Consider the following 26,863-nt stretch of genomic DNA (forward strand, 5'->3'; position numbering starts at 1 on the left):
CGCGCGCTATGATGCGAGCCCAGGTCGAGGGCGGGAGACGACGACGTGGTGAGATCCGGGCCGAGACGATCCGTGCGGGCCGCCGTGCTGCTGCTGGCGGCCGCCGCGCTGTCGGGCTGCGTGTCGGCGGTGGCGGGCGTCGGCGGCCTCGGCTCCGACGCGGCGTCGCGCCAGGCCCGCAACGTGCAGATCTTCGTCGACTCGACGCGCCCGCTCAAGGCCGACGAGAGTGCCGACGGTTCCGCCCATTTCTCCCTCGCCACCGTCAGCGTGCCGTCGGGGCACGAGGCGGGCGGCCTCGAGATGGCGAGCTTCGGCGCACCCGACCGGGCGCGCGACTTCGCCATCGTGGGTCGCCGCGCGCTCGACGCGGAAGCGTTCCGCAACGCCGTCGCCACGCACCTGTCGGGCCGCGTCGGCTCGAACCGCGACGTGCTGGTCTTCGTGCACGGCTTCAACACGGGCTTCGACGAGGCGCGCTTCCGCTTGGCGCAGATCGTCACGGACGGCGGCTTCAACGGCGTCCCGGTGCTGTTCACCTGGCCGTCGAAGGGGAGCCTGTTCGGCTACGGCTCGGATCGCGAAGCCGCGACGGCCTCGCGCGACGCGATGGAGCACCTGCTGCTCGACCTCGCGGCCCTGCCGGACGTCGGCAAGGTGCACGTGCTGGCCCATTCCATGGGGTCGTGGCTCGCCATGGAAGCGCTGCGCGAGGTGGCGATCGCCGGCCACCCGGACCTCGACGGGCACCTGGGCGACATCATCCTGGCGGCGCCCGACATCGACCAGGGCGTGTTCCGCCAGCAGGTGGAGCGGCTCGGGCCGGGCGCCCACATCTCCGTCTTCGCCGCCACCAACGACCGCGCCCTGGGCCTGTCGGGCTTCCTGGCGGAGCGGCCGCGCCTCGGCGCCATTGATTCGACGAGCCCGGACGGGCGGGCGGCGCTCGAAGGTCTCGGGGTCCACGTCATCGACCTCACGCGCGACAGCGTCGGCCTCATCGGCCATGCCACCTACGCGAGCGTGCCGGAGGTCATCCGCGGCATCGGCGCCGAGATCGGCGCGTCCCGGGCCGGGGACAGGAACCGCCAGGCGGTGCTGGGCGGCGAGCCCGACGCGCCGCAGTTCGAGAAGCTCCCCGCCCCCGTGGTGGCGACCCCGCTTCCCGCCCCGCAGGCGCCCGCCATCGCGGTGCCCTGACGGCCCCGAGGACGACCGCGGGGCGCCGGCTCACATCACGTGCTGAAGCTCCGGGATGGCCTTGGCGACGTCGTCGACCGGGCCGTCGCCGACGTGGCGGCGGAGCCCCTCGAACATGGCGCGACCGAGCGACTGCATCGCCCCCATGCCGACGCCTTCCGCCATGAGGCGGTCGGCGAGGCCCATCAGGCCGGGCGTGGCGGAGCCCCCGCCTTCGGCCTCGTCCTCGGCCGCCGCGGAGGCCGCCGCGCGGGCGCCGGGCACCCGGTCGATGACGGCGGCGCTGGTGTCGGGCGGCACGTTCTTCTGCACGAAGTCGAGGACGATGCCGATCGCCTTGCGGGCGGTGGCGGGCTCGAGGCCGGCCTCGGTGCTGACGTGGTCGATGAGGTCCTGCATGGGTGGGGCGTCCTCCGCGTGTGTGGCGGGGCAACGCGCCCGCGCGCCGCGGGTTCAGCTCGGGCGGCCGCGTGACACGCCCCGCGCCGGCGCCCTATAGAGGCCCGGCATCCCCGGAGCCGGCGCGCCATGTCAGATCCCCATCCCGACGAGCCCGGCCGCATCCTGCTCGGCCTCAGCGCCGGCGCCGGCGGGGCGCCCGGGCACTACGACTACCTCGCCCTCGCCATGGCCAACCGCCACGGGCTGATCACGGGCGCCACGGGCACGGGCAAGACCGTGACGCTGCAGACGCTCGCCGAAGGGTTCAGCCGCGCCGGCGTGCCGGTGTTCGCCGCCGACGTGAAGGGCGACCTCGCCGGGCTGGCGATGGCCGGCGCGGGGCGCAAGGCGGTGGCCGAGCGCGCCCGGCTGATCGGCATCCCCTACGCGCCCGAACCGACGCCGACCGTGTTCTGGGACCTCTACGGGGACCAGGGCTCGCCCGTCCGCGCCACCGTGGTCGAGATGGGGCCGCTGCTCATGGCGCGCATGCTGGAGCTCAACGACACGCAGGCGGGCGTGCTCAACGTGCTGTTCCGCGTCGCCGACGAGCGCGGGCTGCTGCTGCTCGACCTCAAGGACCTGCGCGCCGTGCTGGGCTACGTGGCCGACCACGCTTCCGAGCTGACCACGCAATACGGCAACGTCGCCGCCGCGACCGTCGGCACGATCCAGCGGCAACTGCTCGTGCTGGAGAATCAGGGCGGCGCCAACCTGTTCGGCGAGCCCGCGCTGGACATTTCGGACTTCCTGCAGTGCGCGCCGGACGGGCGCGGCCTCGTCAACGTGCTGGCCGCCGACCGGCTGATGCGCTCGCCCCGGCTCTACGCCACGTTCCTGCTGTGGCTCCTGTCGGAACTGTTCGAGCGCCTGCCCGAGGTCGGCGATCTCGACCGGCCGAAGCTCGTCTTCTTCTTCGACGAGGCGCACCTGCTGTTCGACCACGCGCCGAAGCCGCTGATGACCGCGGTCGAGCAGGTGGTCCGGCTGATCCGGTCGAAGGGCGTCGGGATCTACTTCGTCACGCAGAACCCGCTCGACGTGCCGGACTCGGTGCTGGGCCAACTCGGCAACCGCGTGCAGCACGCGCTGCGGGCCTTCACGCCGCGCGACGCCCGGGCCGTGAAGGCGGCGGCCGACACCTTCCGCCAGAACCCCGCCTTCGACGCCGCCGCCGCCATCAAGGAACTCGGCGTCGGCGAAGCGCTGGTGTCGACGCTCGGGGCGGACGGCGCCCCCGGCATGGTCGAGCGCTGCTGGATCGCGCCGCCCGCGTCGCGCGTCGGGCCGCTGACGCCCGAGGAGCGGCGCGCCGCCATCGAGGCCGGGCCGATCTACGGCAAATACGACACGCCGGTCGACCGCGACTCGGCCTTCGAGGTGCTGGCCCGGCGCGGCGCCAAGGCGGGCGGGGCGCCGGTGCCCCCGGCCGAGCCGCCCCGCGCGACCCCGACGCCGCCGCCCGCCGCCCCGTCGTTCCTGCCGCAGCGCCAGGGCTCCGCCGCCCCGGACGCGCCCCGTTCGCCCGCCTGGGGGTCGGCCGCGCCCCAGCCGGAGGCGGCCGGCTTCCTCGACGGCATCGAGGGCGCGCTCGGCGACTGGTGGAACGGCGGCGGGTCGAGCCGCGGCCGCATGACCAACGGCCAGCTCGTGGTGCGGTCCGCCATCCAGTCGGCGTCGCGCTCGGTCGGCACCCAGGTGGCGCGCCAGATCATCCGCGGCGTGCTCGGCGGGCTGCAGCGCTGAGCCGGCCCCCGCGCATCGTCTGCGTCGGCGGTGCGACGGTCGACCGGACCTATCGCCTCGGCGCGGCGCTGGTCGGCGGGACGTCGAACCCGGCCGAAGCCCGCGCCGGCCACGGCGGCGTCGCCCGCAACGTCGCCGCCAACCTCGCCCGCTCCGGCGTCGCCGTCGACCTCGTGTCGCGCGTCGGCGACGACGCGGCCGGGCGGGCGCTGCTCGCCGCCCTCGACCGGTCCGGCATCGGCCGCCGCGGCACGGCCGTCGCGCCCGGCGCAGCCACCGCCGAATATGTCGCCGTGCTGGCGCCGGACGGCGAACTGGCCTTCGGCCTCGCCGCCATGGCGGTGCTGGACGGCCTGACGCCCGGCGCGCTGGCCTCTCACGCCGACCTGCTGTGCGCCGCCGACTGGGTCTTCGCCGACTGCAACCTGCCCGGCGACGCCCTGTCGGCGCTGGCGCGGCGCGCCTTTCCGGGCGTGCGATACCGCTTCGCCGTCGATGCCGTGTCGGTGTCGAAGGCGACGCGCCTGCCCGAGCCGCTCGACGGCATCGACCTGCTGTTCCTGAACCGCGACGAGGCGGAAGCCGCGGCGATGCGGCACGGGCCTGCCGCGGCCTCGCCGGCCGACGCCGCCGCGGCGCTCCTCCGTGCCGGCGCCGGCGCCGTGGTGGTGACGCTCGGCGCCGAAGGCGCGATCCTGGCACAGGGGTCCGCCGGAGGCGCACCCTCGGCGCAGGGGTCCGCCGAAGGCGCCTTCGCGGCGAGGGCCGAGCGCATCGTCAGGGTGCCGGCCGTCCCGGCCCGGGTTGTCGACGTGACGGGCGCCGGCGATGCTCTGGTGGCGGCGACGCTCCGCGCGCTCCTGGACGGCGTCCCGCTGCCCGACGCCCTCGTCCGGGGTTGCCGCGCCGCCGCCGACGCCGTCGGCCGCGACGGCGCGGTCGGGGCGGAGGGGGCAGGGCCCGACCCCGGGGAGCGGGCTTCATAAAACCGTGACGTGCCGCGGCTACGCGCTGGACGACGCCCAGTGGAGCCACCCCCATGTCGAGCACCGTCCTGCCGCAGACCCCGCCAGCCCGCGAAAGGCCGGTCATCGACCATGGGAACGACAAGGCGACCCGCTACGGCGTGCTCGTCATGATGGTGGTGGGCCTCTGCTTCACGGCCTACAGCGTTTGGCGGGACATCGACGTCGCGGGCGGCTCTTCCGACCCGGTGCTGGTGTACCTGCTGCTCGCCATCGCGCTCGTCATCGCGCTGGGCTTCGAATTCGTGAACGGCTTCCACGACACCGCCAACGCGGTCGCGACCGTGATCTACACGCATTCGCTCATCCCCAACTACGCGGTCGTCTGGTCGGGCTGCTGGAACTTCCTCGGCGTGCTGACCTCGACGGGCGCGGTGGCGTTCGGCGTGATCTCGCTGCTGCCGGTGGAGCTGATCCTGCAGGTGTCGTCGCACGCCGGCTTCGCCATGGTGTTCGCGCTGCTGATCGCCGCCATCCTGTGGAACCTCGGCACGTGGTGGCTCGGCCTGCCGGCCTCCTCGTCGCACACGCTGATCGGCTCCATCATCGGCGTGGGCATCACCAACGCGCTGCTCAACGGCCGCAGCGGCACGTCGGGCGTCGACTGGGGCCAGGCCACCACCATCGGCAAAGCCCTGCTGCTGTCCCCCATCGTCGGCTTCGTCTTCTCGGGGGCGCTGCTGCTGGTGCTGAAGTTCCTGGTGAGGAAGCCGGAGCTCTACGCCGAGCCGCAGCCCGGCAAGGCGCCGCCGCTGTGGATCCGCGGGTTGCTGATCTTCACCTGCACGGGCGTTTCCTTCGCCCACGGCTCCAACGACGGCCAGAAGGGCATGGGCCTCATCATGCTGATCCTGATCGGCACGGTGCCCACCACCTACGCGCTGAACCGCGCCGTGCCGAACGACTTCATCCCGCAGTTCGAGCAGAGCTCGGCGGCGGCCTCCAGGATCATCGACTCCAAGGCGGCCGGCTACGCCATCACGGGCGACCCCCGCCCCGCCGTGACGGCCTTCGTGCGCGACCACAAGCTCGACGACGGCGTGTACCCGTCGCTCGCCGCGCTGATCACCACGGTGGCCAACGACGTGAGGGGCTTCGGCACCCTGGCCAACGTCCCGGCGAGCCGGGTCAACAACACGCGCAACGACATGTACCTGACCTCGGAAGCCCTGCGGAACCTGCCGAAGGTCCAGGACAACCAGCTCTCGCCCGACGAGGTGAAGATGCTGAACACCTACAAGGGCGCGCTCGACACCTCGACCAAGTTCATCCCGATCTGGGTCAAGGTGGTGGTGGCGCTGGCGCTCGGCCTCGGCACGATGATCGGCTGGAAGCGCATCGTCGTCACGGTCGGCGAGAAGATCGGCAAGACGCACCTCAACTACGGCCAGGGCGCCTCGGCCGAACTCGTCGCGATGGGCACCATCATGGCGGCGGACCAGTTCGGCCTGCCGGTCTCGACTACCCACGTGCTGTCGTCCGGCATCGCCGGCACCATGGCGGCCAACGGCTCCGGCGTGCAGATGGAAACCATCCGCAACATCGTGATGGCCTGGGTGCTGACGCTGCCCTGCGCCATCGTGCTGTCGGGCTCGCTCTACTTCGTGTTCAGCCGCATCTTCTGATCGCTCGGGGTCCGAAGCGCCCCGGCCCGGCGACGGCGGGGCGGCACCCTCGGCCCGGCTCCGTCGCGAGCCGGGCTTTTTTGCGCCTGTTCGGTGACGGGGCCGGCTGATAAGCCTGACAAAAGCTCACGTTTCGCCGGGGAAACTCCATGGCCTCCATCGACGCAGTCCTTCTCGCTCTCGACAACAACCGCCCCGCGGCCCTCGACCGGCTGTTCGAACTCCTGGCGATCCCCTCCATCTCCACCGACGCCGCCTATGCGCCGCAATGCGAGCGCGCCGCGGACTGGCTCGCGAAGGAGCTGACCGGCCTCGGCTTCGACGCCGCCGTCCATCCCACGGCGGGGCGGCCCATGGTGCTCGGCCACGCCAAGGCGGCCCACCGCGACGCCCCGCACGTGCTGTTCTACGGCCATTACGACGTGCAGCCGGTCGACCCGCTGGAGCTGTGGAACACCGATCCCTTCAAGCCCGAGCTGCAGGAGGGCCGGAGGATCGTCGCCCGCGGCGCGTCCGACGACAAGGGCCAGCTCATGACCTTCGTCGAGGCCTGCCGCGCCTTCCGCGAGACCGGCGGCCTGCCCTGCGAGATCACGGTGCTGTTCGAGGGCGAGGAAGAATCGGGCTCCCCGTCCCTGCCCGCCTTCGTGGCGGCCAACAGGGATGCGCTGAAGGCCGACCTGGCGCTCGTCTGCGACACCGGCATGTGGGACGCCGAAACGCCGTCGATCACCACCATGCTGCGCGGCCTCGTGGGCGAGGAGGTCGTCGTCAAGGCCGCCGACCGCGACCTCCATTCGGGCATGTTCGGGGGCGCTGCCGCCAACCCCATCCACGTGCTGGCGCGCATCCTCGCCGACCTGCACGACGGCGAGGGCCGCGTCGCGCTGGCGGGCTTCTACGACGGCGTCGAGGAACTGCCCGCCGACGTGGCCGAGCAGTGGCGCGCCCTGCCCTTCGACGAGGCGGAGTTCCTCCACGGCGTCGGCCTGTCGGTGCCGGCCGGCGAGCGGGGCCGCTCCGTCCTGGAGAAGGTGTGGTCCCGCCCCACGGCGGAGGTCAACGGCATCACCGGCGGCTACGGCGGCCCGGGCTTCAAGACCGTGCTGCCGGCGCAGGCCAGCGCCAAGGTGTCGTTCCGGCTGGTCGGGCGGCAGGACCCGGCGAAGGTCAGGGCCGCGTTCCAAAGCTTCGTGCGCGAGCGCCTGCCCGCCGACTGCACGGCCGAGTTCCTGCCGCACGGCGCCAGCCCGGCGCTTCAGCTGCCGTTCTCGTCCGAAGCCCTGACCCGCGCCCGGCGGGCGCTCCATGCGGAATGGGGCAAGGAGCCCGTGATGGCGGGCTCGGGCGGCTCGATCCCCATCGTGGGCACCTTCAAGCAGGACCTGAAGATGGACGCCATGATGATCGGCTTCGCGCTCGACGACGACCGCGTCCATTCGCCGAACGAGAAATACGAGCTGACCTCGTTCCACAAGGGCGCCCGCTCCTGGGCCCGCGTGCTCGACGCCCTGGCGAAATAGCCGGGCCGGCCGCGGCGGGCGACCGCCCTACCGCTTGCGCCGCAGCGGCACGCGCACGCCGGCGCAGCGCAGCGCCACGGCCAGCGCCGCGCCGTAGACGGCGGCGCCGCCCGCCCCGGTGACGCCGAGGTGGACCAGGTCGGCGAAGCGGAGGTCCGCCGTCGCGGCGCCGATGCGCCCGTCGGCGGCGAAGACGTAGAGGATCAGCGCCACCGCGGCGGCATCCACCGCCAGCGCGACCCTCAGCACCGTGTCGTCCGGCCGGACGACGTGCTGCAGGTGGCCGATGAAGCCGAGCACGAGCAGGTTGATCCAGGCGCCCACCGCGGTCGCGGTGGCGAGGCCGGCGGCGCCGAAGGGCCGGTACAGCGCGAGCTTGAGGGACAGGTTGAACGCGACCGCGAGCAGGGACGCCGCCATCGGCACCGTCGTGTTGCCCCGCGCCTGGAAGCCGGAGCGCGCCGACGAGATCAGCAGGAAGGGCATGAGCCCGAACCCGTAGGCGCTGAGCACGGCGCCCGAGGCCGCAGCCGCTTCGGCGGTGAACTTTCCCCGCAGGAACACGCCGCGCATGATCTCGTCCGGGATCAGCACGAAGGCGATGAAGAAGGGCGCCGCCAGGACCAGCGTGAGAGCGACCGTGCGGTTCTGCGCCCGCAGCGCGCCGGCCGGGTCGCCCGCGGAAAAGTACCGGCTCATCTCGGGCAGCAGCACCGTGCCGGCGGCGACGCCGATGACCCCGATGGGGAGCTGGAAGATGCGGTCGGCGTAATAGATCGAGGAGGGTCCGCCGGCGGGCAGGAGGGACGAGATGATCGTGTCCGCGAAGATGGCGATCTGCGGGCCCGCCGAGCCGATCACCGCCGGCCCGAGCGCGCGGAAGAACCGACGCACGTCGCCGTCCAGCCGCGGGCGCACGACGCGCTCGATCACGCCCGCCCGCCGCGCCGCGCCAAACATCAGGGCGAGCTGCGCGATCCCCGACACGGTGACGCCGACGCTGGCCGCCACGCCGGCGTCGGGAAAGGCCCAGCCCACGGCCAGGAAGGCCATCATGACGACGTTGAGCAGCACGGGCGCGAAGGCGGCGGCGGCGAACCTGCGATGGGCGTTCAGCGTGCCCGACTGCAGCGTCACCAGCACCATGCAGAACAGGTAGGGGAAGGTGATCCGCGTCATCAGCACGGCATGGGCGAACTTCGCCGGCTCGGCGTCGAAGCCCGGCGCCAGCAACCCGACGAGCTGCGGCGTGAACAGCTCGGCGAGGAGCAGCACGGCCGCCTGGGTGAGCAGCAGGATCGTGAAGATCTGGCTGGCGAAGCCCCCCGCGGCGCCGGGGCCGCGGCGCTCCAGCACGCGCGAATAGGAGGGCACGTAGGCGGCGTTGAAGGCGCCCTCGCCGAAGATGGCGCGGAACTGGTTCGGCAGGCGGAAGGCGACGAAGAACGCGTCCGCGACCGCCCCCGCGCCGAGCAGCGTGCCCAGCATCACGTCGCGCAGGAACCCCGTCGCGCGCGACACCAGCGTGATGCCGCCGACGGAAAGCAGGTGTCTGTACATCCGGGCCCGCGCTTGCCGGGCCGCCCGCGGCGGCCCGTCCTCCTTCGCGGGCCACCGAGGCCCGCGACCTGACACTGGCATGTGCCGGCGATGGGCGCGCGCCGGGGGTGGCCCGACACGCGCGGCCCGATCCGAAAGCTCCGCCGCCGACGCGGCGGCGCCCGGACCGGGCCGGGATCAATCGATCACGCGACGCTTGCCCGGGCGGTGCGGGGCGCCCCCGGCGGGGGCGCCGCCCTCACTTGACGGCGGCCTGGTACAGCTCGTCGACGTGGTCCCAGTTGACGAGGTTGTCGACGAAGGCCTTGAGGTAGTCGGGGCGGCGGTTGCGGTAGTCGATGTAGTAGGAGTGCTCCCACACGTCCACGCCGAGGATGGGATGGGCCCCCTGCACCAGCGGGCTTTCGCCGTTGGCGGTCTTCATGACCTCGACCTTGCCGTCCTTCACGGCGAACCAGGCCCAGCCCGAACCGAACTGCGTGGTGCCGGCCTCGATGAACTTGGCGTTGGCGGCTTCGAGCGAGCCGAAGCTGTCGACCAGCGCCTTCTCGACCGCGCCCGACGGCTTGCCGCCGCCGTTCGGCTTCATCCACTGCCAGAAGTGGATGTGGTTGTAATGCTGGCCCGCGTTGTTGAAGAGGCCCTGGTTCTTGCCGAAGGCGCCCTTGACGACCTCCTCGACGGGCTTGCCTTCGAACTCGGTGCCTTCCAGCAGCTTGTTGCCGTTGGTCACGTAGGCCTGGTGATGCTTGTCGTGATGGAATTCCAGCGTCTCCTTCGACATGTAGGGAGACAGCGCGTCGTAGCTGTAGGGCAGCTCGGGAAGCGTGAAGGCCATGGTCGAAGCTCCTGGTGCGAAAGGTCCGGGCGGGACTCGGCTCAGCAGTGCCGCCGCCCCGCCGGGGAACCTAGTGGGGCGGACCCGCCCCGGCAACGCCGCACCGGGCCCCGCTTTGCGTCGCCCTGGCTTCCTGTGTAACGGTTCGCCGGGCTGCATGCGGTGGCGGAGTTGATCGAATGGCTTGGGTGATCGCCGTCCTGGGCGCCGCGCTGGCGGCGGGCGGGGGTGTTTCGCTGTGGAACGGCAGCGGCTACATCCGGCTCGACTGGGGCCAGGCCGAGACCGTTGCGGGCACGGTCGCTTTGTCGGCCGGCGTGGTCACGCTCGCCATCGCGGCCGTGCTCTTCACCCTGCGTGACCTCGCGCGGCGGCAGCCGCTGGCCGCCGCGTCCGGCGTGGGGCTGGAAGCCGTGCACCTGCCGGACGATGCCGGCACGCCGGCGCCCCCCGCGCGCCGAAGCCTCGCCGGGCGGCTGGCCACGGTCGGCCTGCCCAAGGCCGAGACCGCCGCGCCCGACGCGCCGGTTGCAGCCCCCGACCTCGACGAACCCTTCACCGATTCGCACCCGCTGCACGACCCGACCCCCAGCGCACCGCCCGAGCCGCTCCCCGACCCGCGCGCCCGCGCCGTCCCCGAAGCGCCGCGGCCGATCGCGCCGATGCTGCCGGAAGCCCCCACGGTGGTGGGCCGCTACGAGGCGAACGGCGCGTCCTACGTGCTGTTCTCCGACGGGACCATCGAGGTCGAGACCGACAGCGGCACGCATCGCTTCGCCTCGATGGCGGCGCTGAAGGACCACATCGAGCGCCAGGACGCGGTCTGAAAGCCGTTCGACCCTCAGCGCGCCGCCAAAAGGTCTTCGAGGTCGAGCCGCCGCGTGAACATGGCGAGGCGCCCCGCGGCGTCGGTCGGCCACGCGTCGCGGGGCCTGTCCCGGTAGAGTTCGACGCCGTTGCCGTCCGGGTCGCGCAGGTACAGGGCTTCGCTGACGCCATGGTCGCTGGCGCCGTCGAGCGGGATGCCGGCGACGATCAGCCGGCGTAGGGCGTCGGCCAGGGCGGCGCGGGTCGGGTATAGCACGGCCGTGTGGTAGAGCCCGGTCGTGCCGGGCGCGGGGGGCCGCCCGCCCAGGCTTTCCCAGGTGTTCAGGCCGATCTGGTGGTGGTAGCCGCCCGCCGACACGAAGGCGGCCTGCGTGCCGAACCGCTGCATCAGCTCGAAGCCGAGCACCCCGCAGTAGAACCCGAGCGCGCGGTCGAGGTCCGCCACCTTGAGGTGGACGTGGCCGATGGTGGCGCCCGGGTGGATCGGGCCGAAGCCCGACGGGGGCATGGAGGTATCGGGCGTATCAGTCATGGCGGCGGATCCTGGCTGCGGGACGGGCGTCCCCCCACGATGTGCAGCGATCGGATGGAAATGCCACAGGGATGAAACGCGGGCGGGATGGGCTGGCCTTCGTTTCGCCGGTAAAGACTTCCTAAACAGGGGGACCGCGCGGAACGATCTTCGGCGGGAGTGAAGCGGGAGTCGGGCCAGGTGGCAAGCCACGCCGTGGGGGCGGCACGAGGGGACGGGCCGCGCGGGGCGCGGCAGGCTTCGCCGGGTCTCGCCGTGGCGGCGCTGGCGGCGGGCGCGCTGGCGGTTTCGCTCGGGGCCTGCTCGTTCGACGAAGTGCGGCCCGGCGTCGACCAGCCGACGCCCGTCGCCTTCTCGCACGCGCCCGGCGAAGCCCCGGCGAAGCCCCTGCCCGTCGACTGGCCGAAGATCTTCGGCGCGCCGGAGCTGACCCGGCTGGCCGGGCTCACCGCGCACGACAATTTCGATGTCGCCGCCGCGGCGGCGCGGATCGTCCAGGCCGACGCCCAGACGGCTGTGGCGAGCGCCGCGCTGTTCCCGCAGGTCACCTCCAGCGACACGGGCAGCCGCAACTTTTCGCCCGCCAGCATCCGGTCGGGCACGGGCCTCGCGGCCGGGCGGGGGGTGACGGCCGCGAACGCCTTCAACCTCGGCCTCACGGCGAGCTACGAGCTCGACCTGTGGGGGCGCAACCGGTTCAACAGCCTCGCGGCGGCGCAGAACGCCGTGGCGACGCGCTATGCCAGGGACACGGTGGTGCTGTCCTCCGTGGCGTCGGTCGCCAACAGCTATTTCTCGCTCCTGTCGGCGCAGGACCGCCTGAGGATCGCCGACCAGAACCTCAAGGAGGCCCGGTTCGGCCTCGAGGCCGTCAAGGGGCGCCTGTCCGTCGGCACCGTCACGGCGCTGGAGGTGGCGCAGCAGCAGAGCGTGGTCGAGCAGCAGCTCGCCCTGTTCCCGCCCCTGCAGCAGCAGCTCCAGCAGGCCAAGACCGCCATCGCGCTGCTCACCGGCCGCGCGCCGGAAAGCCTGGCGATCCGGGGCGGGAGCCTTGATGCGCTGAAGCCGCCCGCGATCCCGGCCGGCCTGCCGTCGCAGGTGATCCGCCGGCGCCCCGACGTGGCCGAGGCCGCGGCGCTGCTGTCGTCGGCCGACGCTTCGGTCCTGACGGCCCGCGCCGACCTGTTCCCGCGGCTGACCCTCACCGGGACGGGCGGCGTCGAAAGCCTGGCGCTGCGCAACCTCCTGTCGCCCGGCGCGGTCTTCGGCTCGTTCGGCCTGGGCCTCGCCTCGCCGCTGCTCGACGGCGGCGCGCTCAAGGGCGAGCTCGACCTGCAGCGCGGGCGGGACCTCGAATATCTCCAGGACTTCCGCAGGTCGCTGGTGCAATCCTTCGTCGACGTCGAGAACGCGCTGATCGCCGTGCAGCAGAACGCCGAGCACGAGAAGCGCTTGGCCGCCGTCGTGACCTCGGCGCGACTCGCCTTCGACATCACCAAGGCCCGCCTGCGCGAGGGGACCATCGACATCCTGACCGTGATCAACACCGAACAAACGCTGTTTTCGGCGCTCGACGCCCAGGCGGTGGTGCGGCTGGCACGCTTCACCGCGCTGTCGAGCCTCGCTCAGGCAATCGGCGGGGGGTGGACGCGTCCGGAGCTGCTGGAACTGCCGTCGCTCGACGGCCTCGAGCCCGTGCCCCTCGACGCCGTGGCGCCGGGCGCGACGCCGGCGCAGGGGCTCGCGACCGACCGGGGCGGTTACACGGCGGGCGGGCCGGTGTCGGCGGGGAAGTCATGAAGCGCGTCATCCTCCTGTTGGTCATCCTGGCGACCGGCGCCGCCGTGGTGGCGGAACGGTTCCCCGCCATCCACGCCCGCGTGCCCTGGATGCCGAACGTGCCGGGCCTGACCCAGACCGCGGCGGAGAAGCCGGCCGACGGCGAGGGCGGGGACGGCAAGAAGCGCCGCCGCTTCGCCGCCGACGGGCCGATCCCCGTCCTCGCCGCGCAGGCCCGCTACGCCGACGTGCCGGTGACGGCCGACGTGCTCGGAACCGTGCAGGCGACCAACAGCGTCCTGGTGCGCAGCCAGGTGGACGGCAAGCTGGTCGAGATCGACTTCAAGGAAGGCCAGGACGTCAAGCGCGGCGACGTCGTCGCCCGCATCGATCCCGCAACCTACAAGGCGCTCTACGACAGCGCCGTGGCCAAGAAGGCGCAGGACGAGGCGCTGGTCAACAACGCGCAGGTCGACCTCGTCCGCTACCAGAAGCTGGCCGAAACCCAGTACGGGTCGCACCAGCAGGCCGACACCCAGAAGGCGCTGGTGGCGCAATACACGGCGCAGCTGGCCCAGGACCAGGCGGCGATCGACAACACCAAGGCGACGTTGGACTACGCGACGATCCGTTCGCCGATCGACGGGCGCACCGGCATCCGGCAGGTGGACCAGGGCAACCTCGTCCACGCCAGCGACTCGACCGGCATCGTCACGGTCGCCCAGGTCAAGCCCATCGCGGCGGTGTTCAACCTGCCCCAGCAATGGTTGCGGCAGGTCAACGGCGCCGCCGCCAAAGGGGCGCTGCGGCTCGAAGCCCGCGACGGCACGACGGGCGACCTGCTCGACACCGGCACGCTGCAGGTGGTGGACAACATCGTGGACCAGACCACCGGCACGGTGAAGATGAAGGGCAGCTTCCCCAACGCCGACGCCCAGCTCTGGCCCGGGCAGTTCGTGAACCTGCGCCTCTACGTCGACACGCTGAGCCACGTCGTGGTGGTGCCCACCCCCGCCGTGCAGCGCGGCCCCGACGGGCCTTTCGCCTACCGCGTCGAGGACGGAAAGGCCGTCATGACCAAGATCCAGACCGGGCGCCAGACCGAGGCCGACACGGTCGTGACGGGCGGCCTCGTGCCGCCCGCCGAGGTGATCACCACGGGATTCACGCGGCTCACCGACGGCACCAAGGTGGCGGTGTCGACCGCCACGGCCTCGGCCGAACCGGCGAAGCCGGGCGACGCGGCGAAGCCGGCCGAACCCGCTGCCGGGCAGGCCGAGGCCGCTGCCGTTTCCGACCACGCCGCCGACGCCAAGGCCGACGCCGAAGCCGGCGGCCCCGACGCCGTGAAGCATCGCCGCCGCCGGCGCGACGGGGCGGCGAACTGATGCCGGCCGTCCCGCCAAACGTCCCCGCGCCGGCGTGGGCCAGGCGGAAAGGTCCGTCCGACGGCCGGCGGCCGGCGGCCGACATCGCGATCCTGCATCCCGGCCTCGGCGGGGACGAGCCCTGGGGGGGATGCGGAACCCCATGAACATTTCCGCCCCGTTCATCCTGCGGCCGGTCGCGACGGCGCTGCTCGCCGTGGCGGTGCTGCTGGCCGGGCTCATGGGCTACAAGCAGCTGTCGGTGTCGTCGCTGCCCCAGGTGGACTTCCCCACCGTCCAGGTCACGACCCAGCTCCCCGGCGCCAACCCGGACACGATCGCCACGCTGGTGACGGCGCCGCTGGAGCGGCAGTTCGGCCAGATCCCGTCGCTCGCCGCCATGTCGTCGCAGAGCTCCTTCGGGCTCAGCCAGGTGACGCTGCAGTTCAACCTCGACCGCGACATCGACGCCGCCGCGCAGGACGTGCAGTCCGGCATCAACGCCGCGGCCTCGACGCTGCCCAGGAACCTCCCCTACCCGCCGGTCTATTCCAAGGTGAACCCGGCCGACACGCCGGTGCTGACGCTGGCGCTGACCTCGCGGGCCACCCCGCTGCGCGAGCTCAGCGACGTCGCCGACACCGTGCTGGCGCCGAAGATTTCCCAGGTGTCCGGCGTCGGGCACGTGTCGATCGAGGGCAACATCCGCCCGGCCGTGCGCATCCAGGCCGACCTGCCGCGGCTCGCCGCCTATGCGATCTCGCTCGAGGACCTGCGCGCCGCCGTGGTGGCCGCCAACGTCGCGGCCGCCAAGGGATCGCTCGACGGCACGAGCCAGGCCTACACGATCGCCGCCAACGACCAGATCGACGCCGCGGCATCCTACGAGACGGTCGTGGTCGCCTATCGCAACGGGGCACCCGTGCTGCTGCGCGACGTGGCGAAGGTGGTGGACGGGCTCGAGAACAGCCGCGTCGGCGGGTGGTACGCCGGCGAGCCCGCGGTGATCATCGACGTGCAGCGCCAGCCCGGCGCCAACGTGGTGGAAACGGTGGACCGCGTGCTGCGCGAGCTGCCCCAGCTGCAGAAATCCCTCAGCGCCGGCGTGACGCTGAAGGTCGTGCACGATTCCACCGACACGATCCGCGCCTCGATCCGCGACGTCGAATTCACGCTGGTGCTGGCCGCCGGCCTCGTGGTGCTGGTGGTGCTGCTGTTCCTGCGCACCGTGCGGGCCACGATCATCGCCGGGGTGGCGCTGCCGCTGTCCATCGTCGCCACCTTCGGGGTCATGTGGGCCGCCGGCTTCAGCCTGGACAACCTCAGCCTGATGGCGCTGACGGTCGGCACGGGCTTCGTGGTCGACGACGCCATCGTGATGATCGAGAACGTCGTGCGGCAGATCGAGGACGGCGAGCCGCCGCTCGGGGCGGCGCTGAAGGGCGCGCGCGAGATCGGCTTCACGGTGGTGTCGCTGACGGCGTCGCTGATCGCGGTGTTCATCCCGTTGCTGTTCATGAGCGGCATCGTGGGGCGGATGTTCCGCGAGTTCGCCCTCACGCTCACCTTCGCCGTCATCGTGTCGGCGGTCGTCTCGCTGACCCTCACGCCGATGATGTGCGGCCGGCTGCTGCGGGCGCCGCGGCACGGCGCGCGCGAGCCCTGGTTCCTGCGCGCCGCCGAGGCGCCCGTCGGCTGGATGGCGCGCGGCTACGAGGTGTCGCTCGGCTGGGCCCTGCGCCGGCAGGGGCTGATGACGGTGGTGTCGCTGCTCACCCTGGGCCTCACCGTCTACCTCTACGTGATCGTGCCCAAGGGCTTCCTGCCCGTGCAGGACACGGGGCTGATCGACGTCGTGCTCGAAGGCGCGCCGTCGGCCTCCTTCGCCGAGATGGCCCGGCTGCAGGCGGAGGCCGAGGCGGCCGTGCGCGGGGACCCGGCCGTCACCGGCGTGGTGGCGGTGCTGGGCGTCGGCACGTTGAACCCCACCTCCAACGTGGCCCACCTCCAGCTCACCCTGAAGCCGTCGGACGACCGCCGGGAGGATGCGGGAACGGTCGCCGAGCGCGTCCGCGGGGAGCTCGGCGCCATCCCCGGCGCGACCGCCTTCGTCAAGCCCGTGCAGGACATCCAGATCGCCACCTCGGCGAGCCGTTCGCAGTACCAGTACACGCTGACCGGCACCGATGCCGCCCAGGTGACGAACTGGTCGAACAAGCTCGTGCGCCGCCTCAAGCGCGACCCGCGTTTCGCCCACGTGGCCGACGAGGTGCAGGACGGGGGCCTTCGCGCCTTCGTGGACATCGACCGGGCCAAGGCCGGGCGCCTCGGCGTCACGGCGCAGATGATCGACGACACGCTGAACGACGCCTTCGGACAGCGCCAGATCTCGACCATCTACGGCCAATCGAACCAGTACCGCGTGATCCTGGAAGCGGCGCCGGGCTCGGCCGACGACCCCCGCGTCCTCGACAAGCTCTACGTCGGGGTGACGAGCGGCACCACGACGGCGCAAACCTCGACGGGCGGCGTGACGACGGCCGCCACCACCACGGCCGCGACCCCCGGCGCCCAGGTGCCGCTCGTGTCCTTCGCCACCCTGAAACGCACGACGGCGCCGCTCAGCGTGGCCCACCGGGAGCAGTTCCCGGCCGCGGCCCTGTCGTTCGATCTCGCCGACGGCGCGTCGCTGGGCCAGGCGGTGGCGGGCATCGCCGAAGCCGAGCGCGACATCGGCATGCCGGAAGCGCTGGTCGGCGCCTTCGGGGCCGACGCCGCCGAGTTCCAGCACTCGCTCGCCGGCGAGCCCTGGCTGGTGCTGGCGGCCGTGGTGACGATCTATCTCGTGCTGGGCGTCCTCTACGAAAGCTTCGTCCACCCCCTCACCATCCTGTCGACCCTGCCGTCGGCCGGCGTCGGCGCCCTGCTGGCCCTGATGGCCACGGGGCACGAACTGTCGATCGTGGCGCTGATCGGCATCATCCTGCTCATGGGCATCGTGAAGAAGAACGCCATCATGATGATCGACTTCGCCACCGCGGCGGAGCGCGACGAGGGGCTCACGCCCTTCGACGCGATCGAGCGCGCCTGCCGCCTCCGCTTCAGGCCCATCATGATGACCACGCTGGCGGCGCTGTTCGGCGCGGTCCCGCTGGCGCTCGCGCACGGCTCGGGCGCGGAGCTGCGGGTGCCGCTCGGCATCACCATCATCGGCGGGCTGCTGCTCAGCCAGCTGCTGACGCTCTACACGACGCCGGTGATCTACCTGCAGATGGAAGCGCTCGGCCGCCGCTTCGGGATCGGCACGGCGCCGATCCCGGACATCGAGGCCGAGGGAGCGCCCGAGATCCGGCGGGCGGCGGAATAGCCTCCGGCGGCGGGCAGCGTGCCGTGACGGGCTGGAACCAGGGGGGTGGGACGATGACCTTCGGTGTGGACGGCCTCGCCCTGGGGCTGGGCACGGGCGGGCGCCCGGCGACGGCGGATCGTCCTCCGGCCGCCGCCGCCCGCGCCTGCGGCATCCCGCTCCTCGCCCCGTGAACATCTCCGCCCCGTTCATCCGCCGCCCGATCGGCACGGCGCTGCTGTCGATCGGCCTGTTCCTGGTCGGCGCCGTCGCCTACGTGCAGCTCCCCGTGGCGTCCCTGCCGACCGTGGACTTCCCGGCCATCCGGGTCGGCGCGTCGCGGCCGGGCGCGGATCCCGCCATCATGGCGGCGACGGTCGCGGCGCCGCTGGAACGCCGGCTCGGCGAGATCGCGGGCGTCAACGAGATGACCTCCAACTCGTCGCTCGGCTCCTCCTCGATCCAGCTGCAGTTCGACCTCGGCCGCAACGTCGACGACGCGGCGCGCGACGTGCAGGCGGCGCTCAACGCGGCCGTCACCGACCTGCCGGGCGACCTCCCGGCGCTGCCCACCTACCGCAAGGCCAATTCGGCCGCCTTCCCGGTCATCATCCTCGCCCTCACCTCGAAGACCCTGCCCGTCACGGCGCTCTACGACGCGGCCGACACCGTGATCGCGCAGAAGATCAGCCAGGTGGACGGCGTCGCCGAGGTGACGGTGAACGGCGCGGCCCAGCCCGCCATCCGGGTGCGGATCGACCCTCAGCGCCTCGCCGCCATGGGGCTGTCGATCGACACGATCCGCACCGCCATCGGCAACGCCAATGTCGGACAGGCGATCGGCTCGTTCGACGGGCCGGACCTCACCGAAACGCTCGCCACCTCGGACCGCCTGTCGACCCCGGAGGACTTCGCCGGCATCGTGGTGAAGACCGGCCCCGGCACGGTGGTGAAGCTCGGCGACGTCGCCACCGTCGAGCGCGGGAACAAGAGCCGGCGCGCCGCGGGCTGGTACAACAAGCGCCCCTCCGTGCTGCTGATCGTCACCAAGCAGCCGAAGGCCAACGTCATCGACACGGTGGACCGCGTGAAGGCGCTGCTGCCCGAGCTGCGCCGGTGGGTGCCGGCCGGCGTCGACATCTCCATCTTCACGGACCGCACGGTGACGATCCGCGCCGCCGTGAAGGACATCCAGATCACGCTGCTGATCACCGTGGCGCTGGTCATGGGCGTGGTGTTCGCCTTCCTGCGCCGCGCCACGCCGACGCTGGCCGCGGGCGTCGCGGTGCCGCTCAGCCTCGCCGGCACGGTCGCCTGCATGTGGGCGGCCGGGTTCAGCCTCGACAACCTCAGCCTGATGGCCATCACCATCTCGGTCGGCTTCGTGGTCGACGACGCCATCGTGATGATCGAGAACGTGTCGCGCAACATCGAGCGCGGCGTGCCGCCGATCCGGGCCGCGCTGATGGGGTCGAAGCAGATCGGCTTCACGGTGGTGTCGATCAGCCTGTCGCTGGTGGCCGCCTTCGTGCCCCTGATCTTCATGGGCGGCATCATCGGCGCCTTCTTCCGAGAATTCTCGCTCACCCTCACCTTCGCGGTGGCGGTGTCGACCCTCGTGTCCCTGACCCTGACCCCGATGGTCTGCGCCCATTTCATGCGCGCGCACGACCACCGGTCGCCGAACCTGCTCGACCGGCTCGTCGAGGGCGGCCTGGCCCGCCTGGTCGGCGGCTATGCCCGCACCCTGCGGGTGGCCCTGCGCCACCCTTGGGTGATGGTGCTGGTGATGCTGCTCACGATCGGGCTGACGATGGAGCTGTTCAGGACCACGCCCAAGGGCTTCGTCCCCGAGGACGACACCGGCCTCATCATGGGCCTGACCGAGGCCGCCCCCGACGTGTCCTTCCCGGCCATGTCGACGCTGCAGCAGAGCCTGTCCGACGTCATCCTCGACGACCCGGCCGTGGACGGCGTGGGATCCTTTATCGGCGGCGGCGGCGGCGTGAACTCGGGCCAGCTCTTCATCGGGCTGAAGCCCGAAGGCCAGCGGCCCACGGCCGCCAAGGTGATCGACCGCCTCCGCGGCAAGCTGCAGCACACGCCCGGCATCCGGCTCTTCATGATCCCCATCCAGGACCTCCGCGCCGGGGGGCGGCAGGGCAAAGGCTCCTACCAGTTCACCCTGTCCGATTCCGACCTCGACGAGCTGCAGCTCTGGCAGCCGCGCGTCCTGGAACGGTTGAAGGCGGTCCCCGGCGTCGTCGACATGTCGACCGACCGCGAGCAGGGCGGGCTCGAGGCCGAGGTGGTGATAGACCGGCCGGAAGCGTCGCGGCTCGGCGTGTCCATCCAGTCGATCGACGACGCGCTCGGCGACGCCTTCGGGGAAAAGCAGGTTTCCACCATCTACACCCAGCGCAACCAATACCGCGTCGTGCTCGAGGTGGCGCCGAAGGACCAGCGCGACCCGTCCGACCTCGCCCGCATCTACGTGCCGGGGGCCAAGGGCACGCAGGTGCCGCTGTCCGCCTTCGCGACGGTGAAGCGCCGCAACGCCGCCCTCGTGGTCAACCACCAGGGCGCCTTCCCGGCCGTGACGCTGAGCTACAACCTGAAGGACGGGGCGAGCCTGGAAGCCACCAGCGACGAGATCCGCGCCGCCGTGGCGGGCATGCACCTGCCGGACGGGCTCCACGCCGAGTTCGCCGGCGACGCCCTGGTGTTCCAGCAGGGCGCGGGGGGCCAGGGACTGCTGCTGCTGGGGGCGCTCCTGTCGATCTACATCATCCTCGGCGTCCTCTACGAAAGCCTGACGCATCCGCTGACGATCCTGTCCACTCTGCCTTCGGCGGGGCTCGGCGCCCTGCTGGCGCTGCGGCTCGTCGACATGGAGCTGACGGTGATCGCCTTCATCGGCATCATCCTGCTGATCGGCATCGTGAAGAAGAACGGCATCATGCTGGTCGACTTCGCCATCCACGCCGAGCGCGACGAGGGGATGACCCCGCGGGACGCCATCTACGCGGCCTGCCTCGAACGCTTCCGCCCCATCCTGATGACCACGCTGGCGGCGCTGTTCGGCGCCATGCCGATCGCCTTCGGCGAGGGCGTCGGCGCCGAGCTGCGCCGCCCGCTCGGCGTCACCATCATGGGAGGGCTGATCCTCAGCCAGGCGCTGACGCTCTACACGACGCCGATCATCTACCTCGGCATGGCGCGGCTGCAGCGCGTGCGCTGGCCCTTCCGCAGCCGAGCGGCGTTCAAGCCGATGCCGGCCGCCGAGTGATGCGGCGGCGATGCCGGGGCGGACGGGTCGACGCTCGGCCGCCGCCACCCCCGGCGGGCCATGCAAGACCGGCGACACACGGCCAGGTTGAGGAACCCGAGCCAAGATGACGACCTCCTCAGGTTGGACGTTGGGGCTTTCTCAACCCTCGGCACCTTAGGGTGGAGTCCAGGTCGACGAGCGCAGGACGCACGCCCGCATGTTTCTCAGCGCCGTATCCCCGTCTCGCGAAGCCGAGCTGAAACTCGCGCTCTACGCGGAACTGGTGGAGCGCCTCTTCTCCAACGCGGTGTCGATCGGCGCCATGGGGGCGCTGTTCACGGCTTTCGGCCTGCTCGTGGCGGCGCGCATGCAGGATTCGCTGCTGGCGGCCCTGGTGGCGGCGGGAGGCCTGGCGGCGGCGAGCCACGTCGCCGTAGTGTACCTGTACCGCGCGTCGCCCCGCGGCGGCACCGCCTTGCGGACCTGGGAGATGCGCTACGCCGCGGCGGGCTTCTCCAGCGCGGCCTTCGTGGGGTTGGCCGCCGCCCGGACGTTCGTCGCCGACGACCTCGGCAGCGCCATGCTGATGACCGGCCTGATCTTCGGCTACGCCGCCGGCACCATGGCGCGCGCCGCGACCCGCCCCTGGATCACCGCGCCGCGGATGGTGGTGCTGGTGGCGGCGCCGGTCGCGGTGCTGCTGGCCCGGCGCGACCTCCTGTTCTGCGCGCAGGCGCTGCTGCTCGTCCTGTTCCTCGCCACCGGTCTCGAATCCATGGTGTCGCTTTATCGCCAGGCCGTGACGGAGATCGACACCTCGCTGCGGCGCCGCGACAGCGCCCGCCGGGACTCCCTGACGGGCGTGGCGAACCGGCTGTCGCTCGGCGAGTTCCTGGCCGAGCGCCTGGCCCGCAACACCGCCGCCGGCCGGGCCCTCGCGGTGCACTGCGTCGATCTCGACGGGTTCAAGGCCGTCAACGACACCCACGGCCACCCCACCGGCGACCTGCTGCTCCAGGCCGTCGCCGACCGGCTCGCCGCCCTCGTGCAGCCCGACGACCTCGTGGCGCGGCTCGGCGGCGACGAATTCGTGGTGGTCCAGTCCCACGTCTCCGACGGGCTCCACGCCCAGCAGGTCGCGGCCGTCATCGTCGAGGAACTCGGACGTCCCTATGTGCTGGGCCGGGTCGAGCTGGTGCTGGCGGCGAGCGTCGGCGTGGCCGTGGCGGCCCGTCAGGCCGCGAGCCCCGCGTCGTTGCTGGCCGACGCCGACGCCGCGCTCTACGCCAGCAAGGCGCTGGGCCGCGGGCGCTTCACCCTGCGCCAACCCTTCGCGCCCCCGGTGCCGGACGGGCCTCCGAGGCTGCGAGCCCCTTGACGACGGCGCGTCCCGGCCCGACGCTTGCATCGTTGTGACCGCAACGGTGCCCTGGACCGCGCCAGGACGCCCTCTCGGCTAGGAGCATCTTTCAGCATGAAGCGCATCGCGATCCTCGCCCCCGCGGCGCTCGCCGCCGCCCTGGGCGCCGGCCCCGCCGCCGCCAAGGATTGGACCAAGGTGACGATCGCCACGGAGGGCGCCTACGAGCCCTGGAACTACGTGCTGCCCGACGGCAAGCTGGCGGGCTTCGAGATCGATCTCGCCCACGACCTGTGCAGGGTCATGAAGGTCGAATGCGCGATCGTGCAGAACGACTGGGACGGCATGATCCCGGCGCTCAACGCCGGCAAGTTCGACGCCATCATGGCGGGCATGAGCATCACGGCGAAGCGCCTGCAGGTGATCGACTTTTCCCGCTCCTACGCGTCCGGCCCGTCCGGCTTCCTCGTTCCCAAGGCGGGCGACCTCGCCAAGCTCCCCGGCACCGGCGAGATCCTCGCCATGGGGACCGACGAAGCGAAGGCCAAACCGGTCATCGACGGGATGCGCGCGATGCTGAAGGGCAAGTCGATCGGCGTGCAGGTGGCGACCATCCAGGCCGCTTTCGTCCACCACCACTTCGACGACGTCGCCACCGTGCAGGAATACAAGACCGCCGACCAGAACGACCTCGACCTGATGGCGGGGAGGCTGGACGCGTCCTTCGCCGAAGAATCCGTGCAGCTCTCGACCCTGGCCAAGCCCGACGCCAAGGACCTGGCGATCGTCGGCGCCGAATTCCGTGGCGGCCCCGACCTCGGCGACGGCACCGGTGTCGGCCTCCGCAAGAACGAGCCCGAACTGAAGGCGATGTTCGACCGCGCCATCGCGGCCGAGATCGCCGACGGCTCGCTGAAGAAGCTCCAGGACAAGTGGTTCAAGCTCGACATGATGCCGCCGGGCTGATGACGCCCCCCGCCCCCTCGCAGGCCGAGCCGTGACCGACCTCGCGCTCTTCGGATTCGGCCCCGCGGGCTGGGGCGCCGCCATGGTGCGGGCCACGGCGATGACGCTGGCCGTCACGGTCACGTCCATGCTGATCGGCGCGGCGGGCGGCGCCGCGGTCGCCACCGCCAAGCTGTCCGGCAGCCGCGCGCTCAGGGCCGCCGGCGACGCCTACACGACCGTGCTGCGCGGCGTGCCGGAACTGCTCGTGATCTATCTCGTGTATTTCGGCGGCAGCGCCGTCGTCACGGCGGTCGCGGCCGCCCTGGGCTTCGAGGGCTTCCTGGGCATGCCCTCCTTCCTGGCCGGATCGCTGGCCTGCGGGCTGACCTCGGCGGCCTACCAGGCCGAAGTGTACCGCGGCGCCGCGCTGGCGGTGCCGCGGGGACAGATGGAGGCGGCGCGCGCGCTCGGCATGGGCGCCGGGCTCCGGTTCCGCCGCATCCTGGCGCCGCAGATCCTCGCCGTGGCGCTGCCGGGCCTCGGCAACGTGTGGCAGCTCGGCTTGAAGGAATCGGCGCTGATCTCGGTCACGGGCCTCGTCGAGCTCCTGCGCCAAAGCCAGATCGGCGCCGGATCCACCCACCAGCCCTTCAGCTTCTATATCGCCGCGGGCGTCCTCTACCTCGCCCTGACGACGGGCTCGACGCTGCTGTTCGGCCGGGCGGAATGGCGCCTGACGCGCTCGACGCGACGCCCGTGACGCGCGGAACGCCGCAGTGATCGACCTCGCCTTCATGGGCGACACGGCGCAGGCCCTGCTGAAGGGCCTGCCCCTGACGCTGGAACTGTTCGGGGTTTCCGCCCTGGCGGGCCTGGTCCTCGCCGTGCTCATCGCCTGGATGCGGAGCGGAGGCCGCGTCCTGCGCGGGCTCGCCGGCGCCTACGTCTTCGTGTTCCGCGGCACGCCCCTGCTGGTGCAGCTCTTCCTCGTCTACTACGGGCTGAGCCAGTTCCCCGAGGTGCGCCACAGCTTCGCCTGGCCGTTCCTGCGCGACCCGTTCTGGTGCGCGGTGCTGACGCTGTCCTTGAACACCGGCGCCTATACGAGCGAGATCATCCGCGGCGCGCTCGCCGCCGTCCCGGCCGGGCAGGTCGAGGCCGCGCGCGCCTGCGGCATGCCCGCCGCGCTGCTGTTCCGCCGCATCATCGCCCCCGTGGCGCTGCGCCAAGCGCTGCCGAGCTACGCCACCGAGCTGATCCTGATGACCAAGGCGACCTCGCTCGCCAGCATCGTGACCCTGAAGGAAACGATGTTCGTCGCCGCCCGGATCAACAGCGAAACCTATCGCGCCATCGAGGTCTTCCTGTGCGCCGGCGCGATCTACCTCGCGCTGAACGTCGTGCTGGCGCGCGCCATCGCGCTGCTCGAATGGTGGCTGTCGCCGCACCTGCGCCGTCCGCCCGACGCCCTGCCCGGGCTCGACACCCCGCTCGATCGCGCCGTGGGCCTCGAAGGCCCGCGCCTGTCCGGCGCCCCGCGCCCGTGATCGTTCTCCCCTGGACGCGTCCTCCGGCGACAGCCGGCGGGCGCCAGCTTGGAACCGCCCGATGATCCCCGTCGCCCTCTCGGTCAAGGACCTGCGAAAGACCTTCGGGTCTCTGGAGGTGCTGAAAGGCATCTCGCTCGACGCGCGCCAGGGCGACGTCATCTCGATCCTCGGCGCCAGCGGCTCGGGCAAGAGCACCTTCCTGCGCTGCATCAACCTCCTCGAAACGCCGGACAGCGGCGAAGTGCGCCTCGGCGACGAGGTGATCCGGATGAAGGCGGGCCGCGACGGCAAGGCCGGCCCGGCCGACCGTCGCCAGGTGGACCGCATCCGGTCGCGCCTCGGCATGGTGTTCCAAAGCTTCAACCTGTGGTCCCATATGACCATCCTGCAGAACGTCATCGAGGCGCCGGTCCACGTGCTCGGGCGGCCCAAGGCGGACTGCGTGGCCGAGGCCGAGGAACTGCTCGCCAAGGTCGGCATCGCGGAAAAGCGTCACCAGTACCCGTCGCACCTGTCCGGCGGGCAGCAGCAGCGCGCCGCCATCGCACGGGCGCTGGCGATGCGCCCGGACGTCATGCTGTTCGACGAGCCGACCTCGGCGCTCGACCCCGAACTCGTCGGCGAAGTGCTGCGCGTGATGCGGCAGCTGGCGTCGGAAGGGCGCACCATGCTGGTCGTGACGCACGAGATCGGCTTCGCCCGCGACGTGTCGGACCGCGTGGTCTTCCTGCAGAACGGCCTCGTCGACTGCGAGGGCGCGCCGCGCGACGTCTTCGGCAGCGCCGGCTCGGAGCGCTTCAAGACTTTCATAGCCCGGCATGCTACCCACTGACACGCCGTTACCCCCGCGCGGAGCGTGAGCGGATCCCCGCATCGCGACGCGCTCCACCGGACGCGACAGGCATGAGCGACGACGCGATCCCTTCGGCCGAACCGGCAGCCCCGGCGACGGGGCGCCCGCAGGACCGCCCCTACGACGCGCGGGCCGAAGCGCGCCGGCTGCTGCGGACCGTGCGGTCGGGCGCGCTGGCGACGCTGACGCCGGAAGGCGCCCCCTACGCCAGCCTCGTCACCGTGGCGACGCTGCCGGACGGCAGCCCCGTGCTGCCCCTGTCCACGCTGGCGGTCCACACCCAGCACCTGATGGCCGACCCGCGCTGCTCGCTGCTGCTCGACGGCGGCGGGACCGGCGACCCCCTCGCCCACCCGCGCCTGACCGTGACGGCGCGCGCCGTGAAGGCCACGGCCGAGCAGCGCGCGGCGTGGCGGTCGCGCTTTCTGCGCCGACACCCCAAGGCCGAACTCTACGTCGACTTCGGCGACTTCGCGTTCTGGCGGCTCGACCTCGCCGCCGCGCGCATCATCGGCGGCTTCGGCCGCATCGCCACCCTGGACGCGGCAGCGCTCGGGACCGACACGGCGGGCGCCGAAGCGCTGGCGGCCGCCGAGGACCGGTCGCTCGACCACATGAACGCCGACCACCGGGACGCGCTGAAGCTCTACGCGACGGCCCTCTGCGGCGCGCCGGAGGGGGACTGGCGCGCCGTCGGCGTGGATCCGGACGGCATGGATCTGGCGTGGCGCGACGCCGGGCTGCGGCTCGACTTCCCCGAGCGGATCACCGACCCGGCTGCGCTGCGCCGCCAGCTCGTGCGCTGGGTCGAGGACGCCAGGGCACCCCGCGGCGGCGCCTGAGCGCGGCGCCCGGTCGCCCCGAATTCCGTTGACCTTGACGGCGATCGCCTGTTGGTTCCGCCTCGGCGCGCCGTTTCCTCATTGATTTTACAGCACTGTGCTGTTATGGTCACTGCCGATCGGCGATGCGCGCGAGCAGTTGCGATCCGGTTGACGACCCCGACCTGCGGGGTTCGGCGCGGCGCTTTCGAGCGACATGCTTAACCGGACGTTTCCGCTTCTTCAACGC

General features: G+C 72.1%; 20 protein-coding genes. 16 read left to right on the forward strand and 4 right to left on the reverse strand.

Annotation, left to right across the window (positions count from 1 at the left end):
• Positions 1-45 precede the first annotated feature (45 nt).
• The gene (locus tag D3273_RS05680; RefSeq protein ID WP_245501015.1) at positions 46-1,200 is read left to right on the forward strand and encodes an alpha/beta hydrolase; all 1,155 of its coding nucleotides are present in this window, start codon (positions 46-48) and stop codon (positions 1,198-1,200) included.
• A gap of 30 nt (positions 1,201-1,230) precedes the next feature.
• Here the strand turns inward: D3273_RS05680 and D3273_RS05685 are convergent, their stop codons facing one another.
• Positions 1,231-1,599: a DUF2267 domain-containing protein gene (locus D3273_RS05685; protein ID WP_129224403.1), complete on the reverse strand. Its 369-nt coding sequence runs from the start codon at positions 1,597-1,599 to the stop codon at positions 1,231-1,233.
• 129 nt (positions 1,600-1,728) lie between these two features.
• On the opposite strand from D3273_RS05685, the gene D3273_RS05690 reads away from it, so the two are divergent.
• The 4 genes from D3273_RS05690 to D3273_RS05705 all read left to right on the forward strand — a co-directional run bounded on the left by D3273_RS05690 (position 1,729) and on the right by D3273_RS05705 (position 7,560).
• Entirely contained in the window at positions 1,729-3,387 is a 1,659-nt protein-coding gene (locus D3273_RS05690) for a helicase HerA-like domain-containing protein (RefSeq protein ID WP_129224405.1), read from the forward strand.
• A 14-nt stretch (positions 3,388-3,401) separates the two neighbouring features.
• Positions 3,402-4,373, forward strand: coding sequence for a PfkB family carbohydrate kinase (locus D3273_RS05695; RefSeq protein WP_281011226.1), 972 nt, complete (start codon positions 3,402-3,404; stop codon positions 4,371-4,373).
• A gap of 53 nt (positions 4,374-4,426) precedes the next feature.
• Positions 4,427-6,037 (forward strand): inorganic phosphate transporter, encoded by a 1,611-nt coding sequence (locus D3273_RS05700; protein ID WP_129224409.1) that lies wholly within the window; start codon positions 4,427-4,429, stop codon positions 6,035-6,037.
• Positions 6,038-6,186: 149 nt separating this feature from the next.
• Positions 6,187-7,560, forward strand: a complete 1,374-nt coding sequence (locus D3273_RS05705) for a M20/M25/M40 family metallo-hydrolase (protein WP_129224411.1) — start codon at positions 6,187-6,189, stop codon at positions 7,558-7,560.
• A gap of 27 nt (positions 7,561-7,587) precedes the next feature.
• On the opposite strand, the gene murJ is transcribed toward D3273_RS05705, so the two are convergent.
• On the reverse strand, positions 7,588-9,120 hold the full coding sequence (gene murJ / locus D3273_RS05710) for a murein biosynthesis integral membrane protein MurJ (RefSeq protein ID WP_129224413.1): 1,533 nt from the start codon (positions 9,118-9,120) through the stop codon (positions 7,588-7,590).
• Positions 9,121-9,358: 238 nt separating this feature from the next.
• Complete coding sequence (locus D3273_RS05715; RefSeq protein WP_129224415.1) at positions 9,359-9,958, reverse strand: superoxide dismutase; 600 nt, start codon at positions 9,956-9,958, stop codon at positions 9,359-9,361.
• Positions 9,959-10,137: 179 nt separating this feature from the next.
• Between D3273_RS05715 and D3273_RS05720 the strand changes: the two genes are divergently transcribed.
• Positions 10,138-10,785, forward strand: a complete 648-nt coding sequence (locus D3273_RS05720) for a hypothetical protein (protein ID WP_129224417.1) — start codon at positions 10,138-10,140, stop codon at positions 10,783-10,785.
• A gap of 14 nt (positions 10,786-10,799) precedes the next feature.
• Here D3273_RS05720 and D3273_RS05725 read toward each other — a convergent pair whose 3' ends face one another.
• Positions 10,800-11,318: a VOC family protein gene (locus D3273_RS05725; protein WP_129224419.1), complete on the reverse strand. Its 519-nt coding sequence runs from the start codon at positions 11,316-11,318 to the stop codon at positions 10,800-10,802.
• 180 nt (positions 11,319-11,498) lie between these two features.
• Here D3273_RS05725 and D3273_RS05730 point away from each other — a divergent pair, with 180 nt between their 5' ends.
• The 10 genes from D3273_RS05730 to D3273_RS05775 all read left to right on the forward strand — a co-directional run bounded on the left by D3273_RS05730 (position 11,499) and on the right by D3273_RS05775 (position 26,634).
• Positions 11,499-13,118: an efflux transporter outer membrane subunit gene (locus tag D3273_RS05730; protein WP_165359389.1), complete on the forward strand. Its 1,620-nt coding sequence runs from the start codon at positions 11,499-11,501 to the stop codon at positions 13,116-13,118.
• Positions 13,115-14,485, forward strand: coding sequence for an efflux RND transporter periplasmic adaptor subunit (locus tag D3273_RS05735; RefSeq protein ID WP_129224423.1), 1,371 nt, complete (start codon positions 13,115-13,117; stop codon positions 14,483-14,485). The genes D3273_RS05730 and D3273_RS05735 overlap by 4 nt, the downstream gene beginning before the upstream one ends.
• A 142-nt stretch (positions 14,486-14,627) precedes the next feature.
• Positions 14,628-17,831 (forward strand): efflux RND transporter permease subunit, encoded by a 3,204-nt coding sequence (locus D3273_RS05740; RefSeq protein ID WP_129224425.1) that lies wholly within the window; start codon positions 14,628-14,630, stop codon positions 17,829-17,831.
• Between the two features lie 169 nt (positions 17,832-18,000).
• A complete protein-coding gene (locus D3273_RS05745) occupies positions 18,001-21,099 on the forward strand; it encodes an efflux RND transporter permease subunit (RefSeq protein WP_129224427.1) in 3,099 nt (1,032 codons plus the stop codon).
• A 199-nt stretch (positions 21,100-21,298) separates the two neighbouring features.
• Positions 21,299-22,459, forward strand: coding sequence for a GGDEF domain-containing protein (locus D3273_RS05750; protein WP_129224429.1), 1,161 nt, complete (start codon positions 21,299-21,301; stop codon positions 22,457-22,459).
• 96 nt (positions 22,460-22,555) lie between these two features.
• Complete coding sequence (locus tag D3273_RS05755; RefSeq protein WP_129224431.1) at positions 22,556-23,407, forward strand: transporter substrate-binding domain-containing protein; 852 nt, start codon at positions 22,556-22,558, stop codon at positions 23,405-23,407.
• 82 nt (positions 23,408-23,489) lie between these two features.
• Positions 23,490-24,149, forward strand: a complete 660-nt coding sequence (locus D3273_RS05760) for an ABC transporter permease (protein WP_245501030.1) — start codon at positions 23,490-23,492, stop codon at positions 24,147-24,149.
• Positions 24,150-24,168: 19 nt separating this feature from the next.
• Positions 24,169-24,936: an ABC transporter permease gene (locus D3273_RS05765; RefSeq protein WP_129224607.1), complete on the forward strand. Its 768-nt coding sequence runs from the start codon at positions 24,169-24,171 to the stop codon at positions 24,934-24,936.
• A 61-nt stretch (positions 24,937-24,997) separates the two neighbouring features.
• Positions 24,998-25,771: an ABC transporter ATP-binding protein gene (locus D3273_RS05770; RefSeq protein ID WP_129224435.1), complete on the forward strand. Its 774-nt coding sequence runs from the start codon at positions 24,998-25,000 to the stop codon at positions 25,769-25,771.
• Positions 25,772-25,842: 71 nt separating this feature from the next.
• Positions 25,843-26,634 carry a HugZ family pyridoxamine 5'-phosphate oxidase gene (locus tag D3273_RS05775; RefSeq protein ID WP_129224437.1) on the forward strand — a complete coding sequence of 264 codons (792 nt, stop codon included), beginning with the start codon at positions 25,843-25,845 and terminating at the stop codon, positions 26,632-26,634.
• The last annotated feature ends 229 nt before the right edge of the window (positions 26,635-26,863 follow it).

The sequence above is a fragment of the Lichenibacterium minor genome (assembly GCF_004137685.1).
GTDB lineage: Bacteria > Pseudomonadota > Alphaproteobacteria > Rhizobiales > Beijerinckiaceae > Lichenihabitans > Lichenihabitans minor.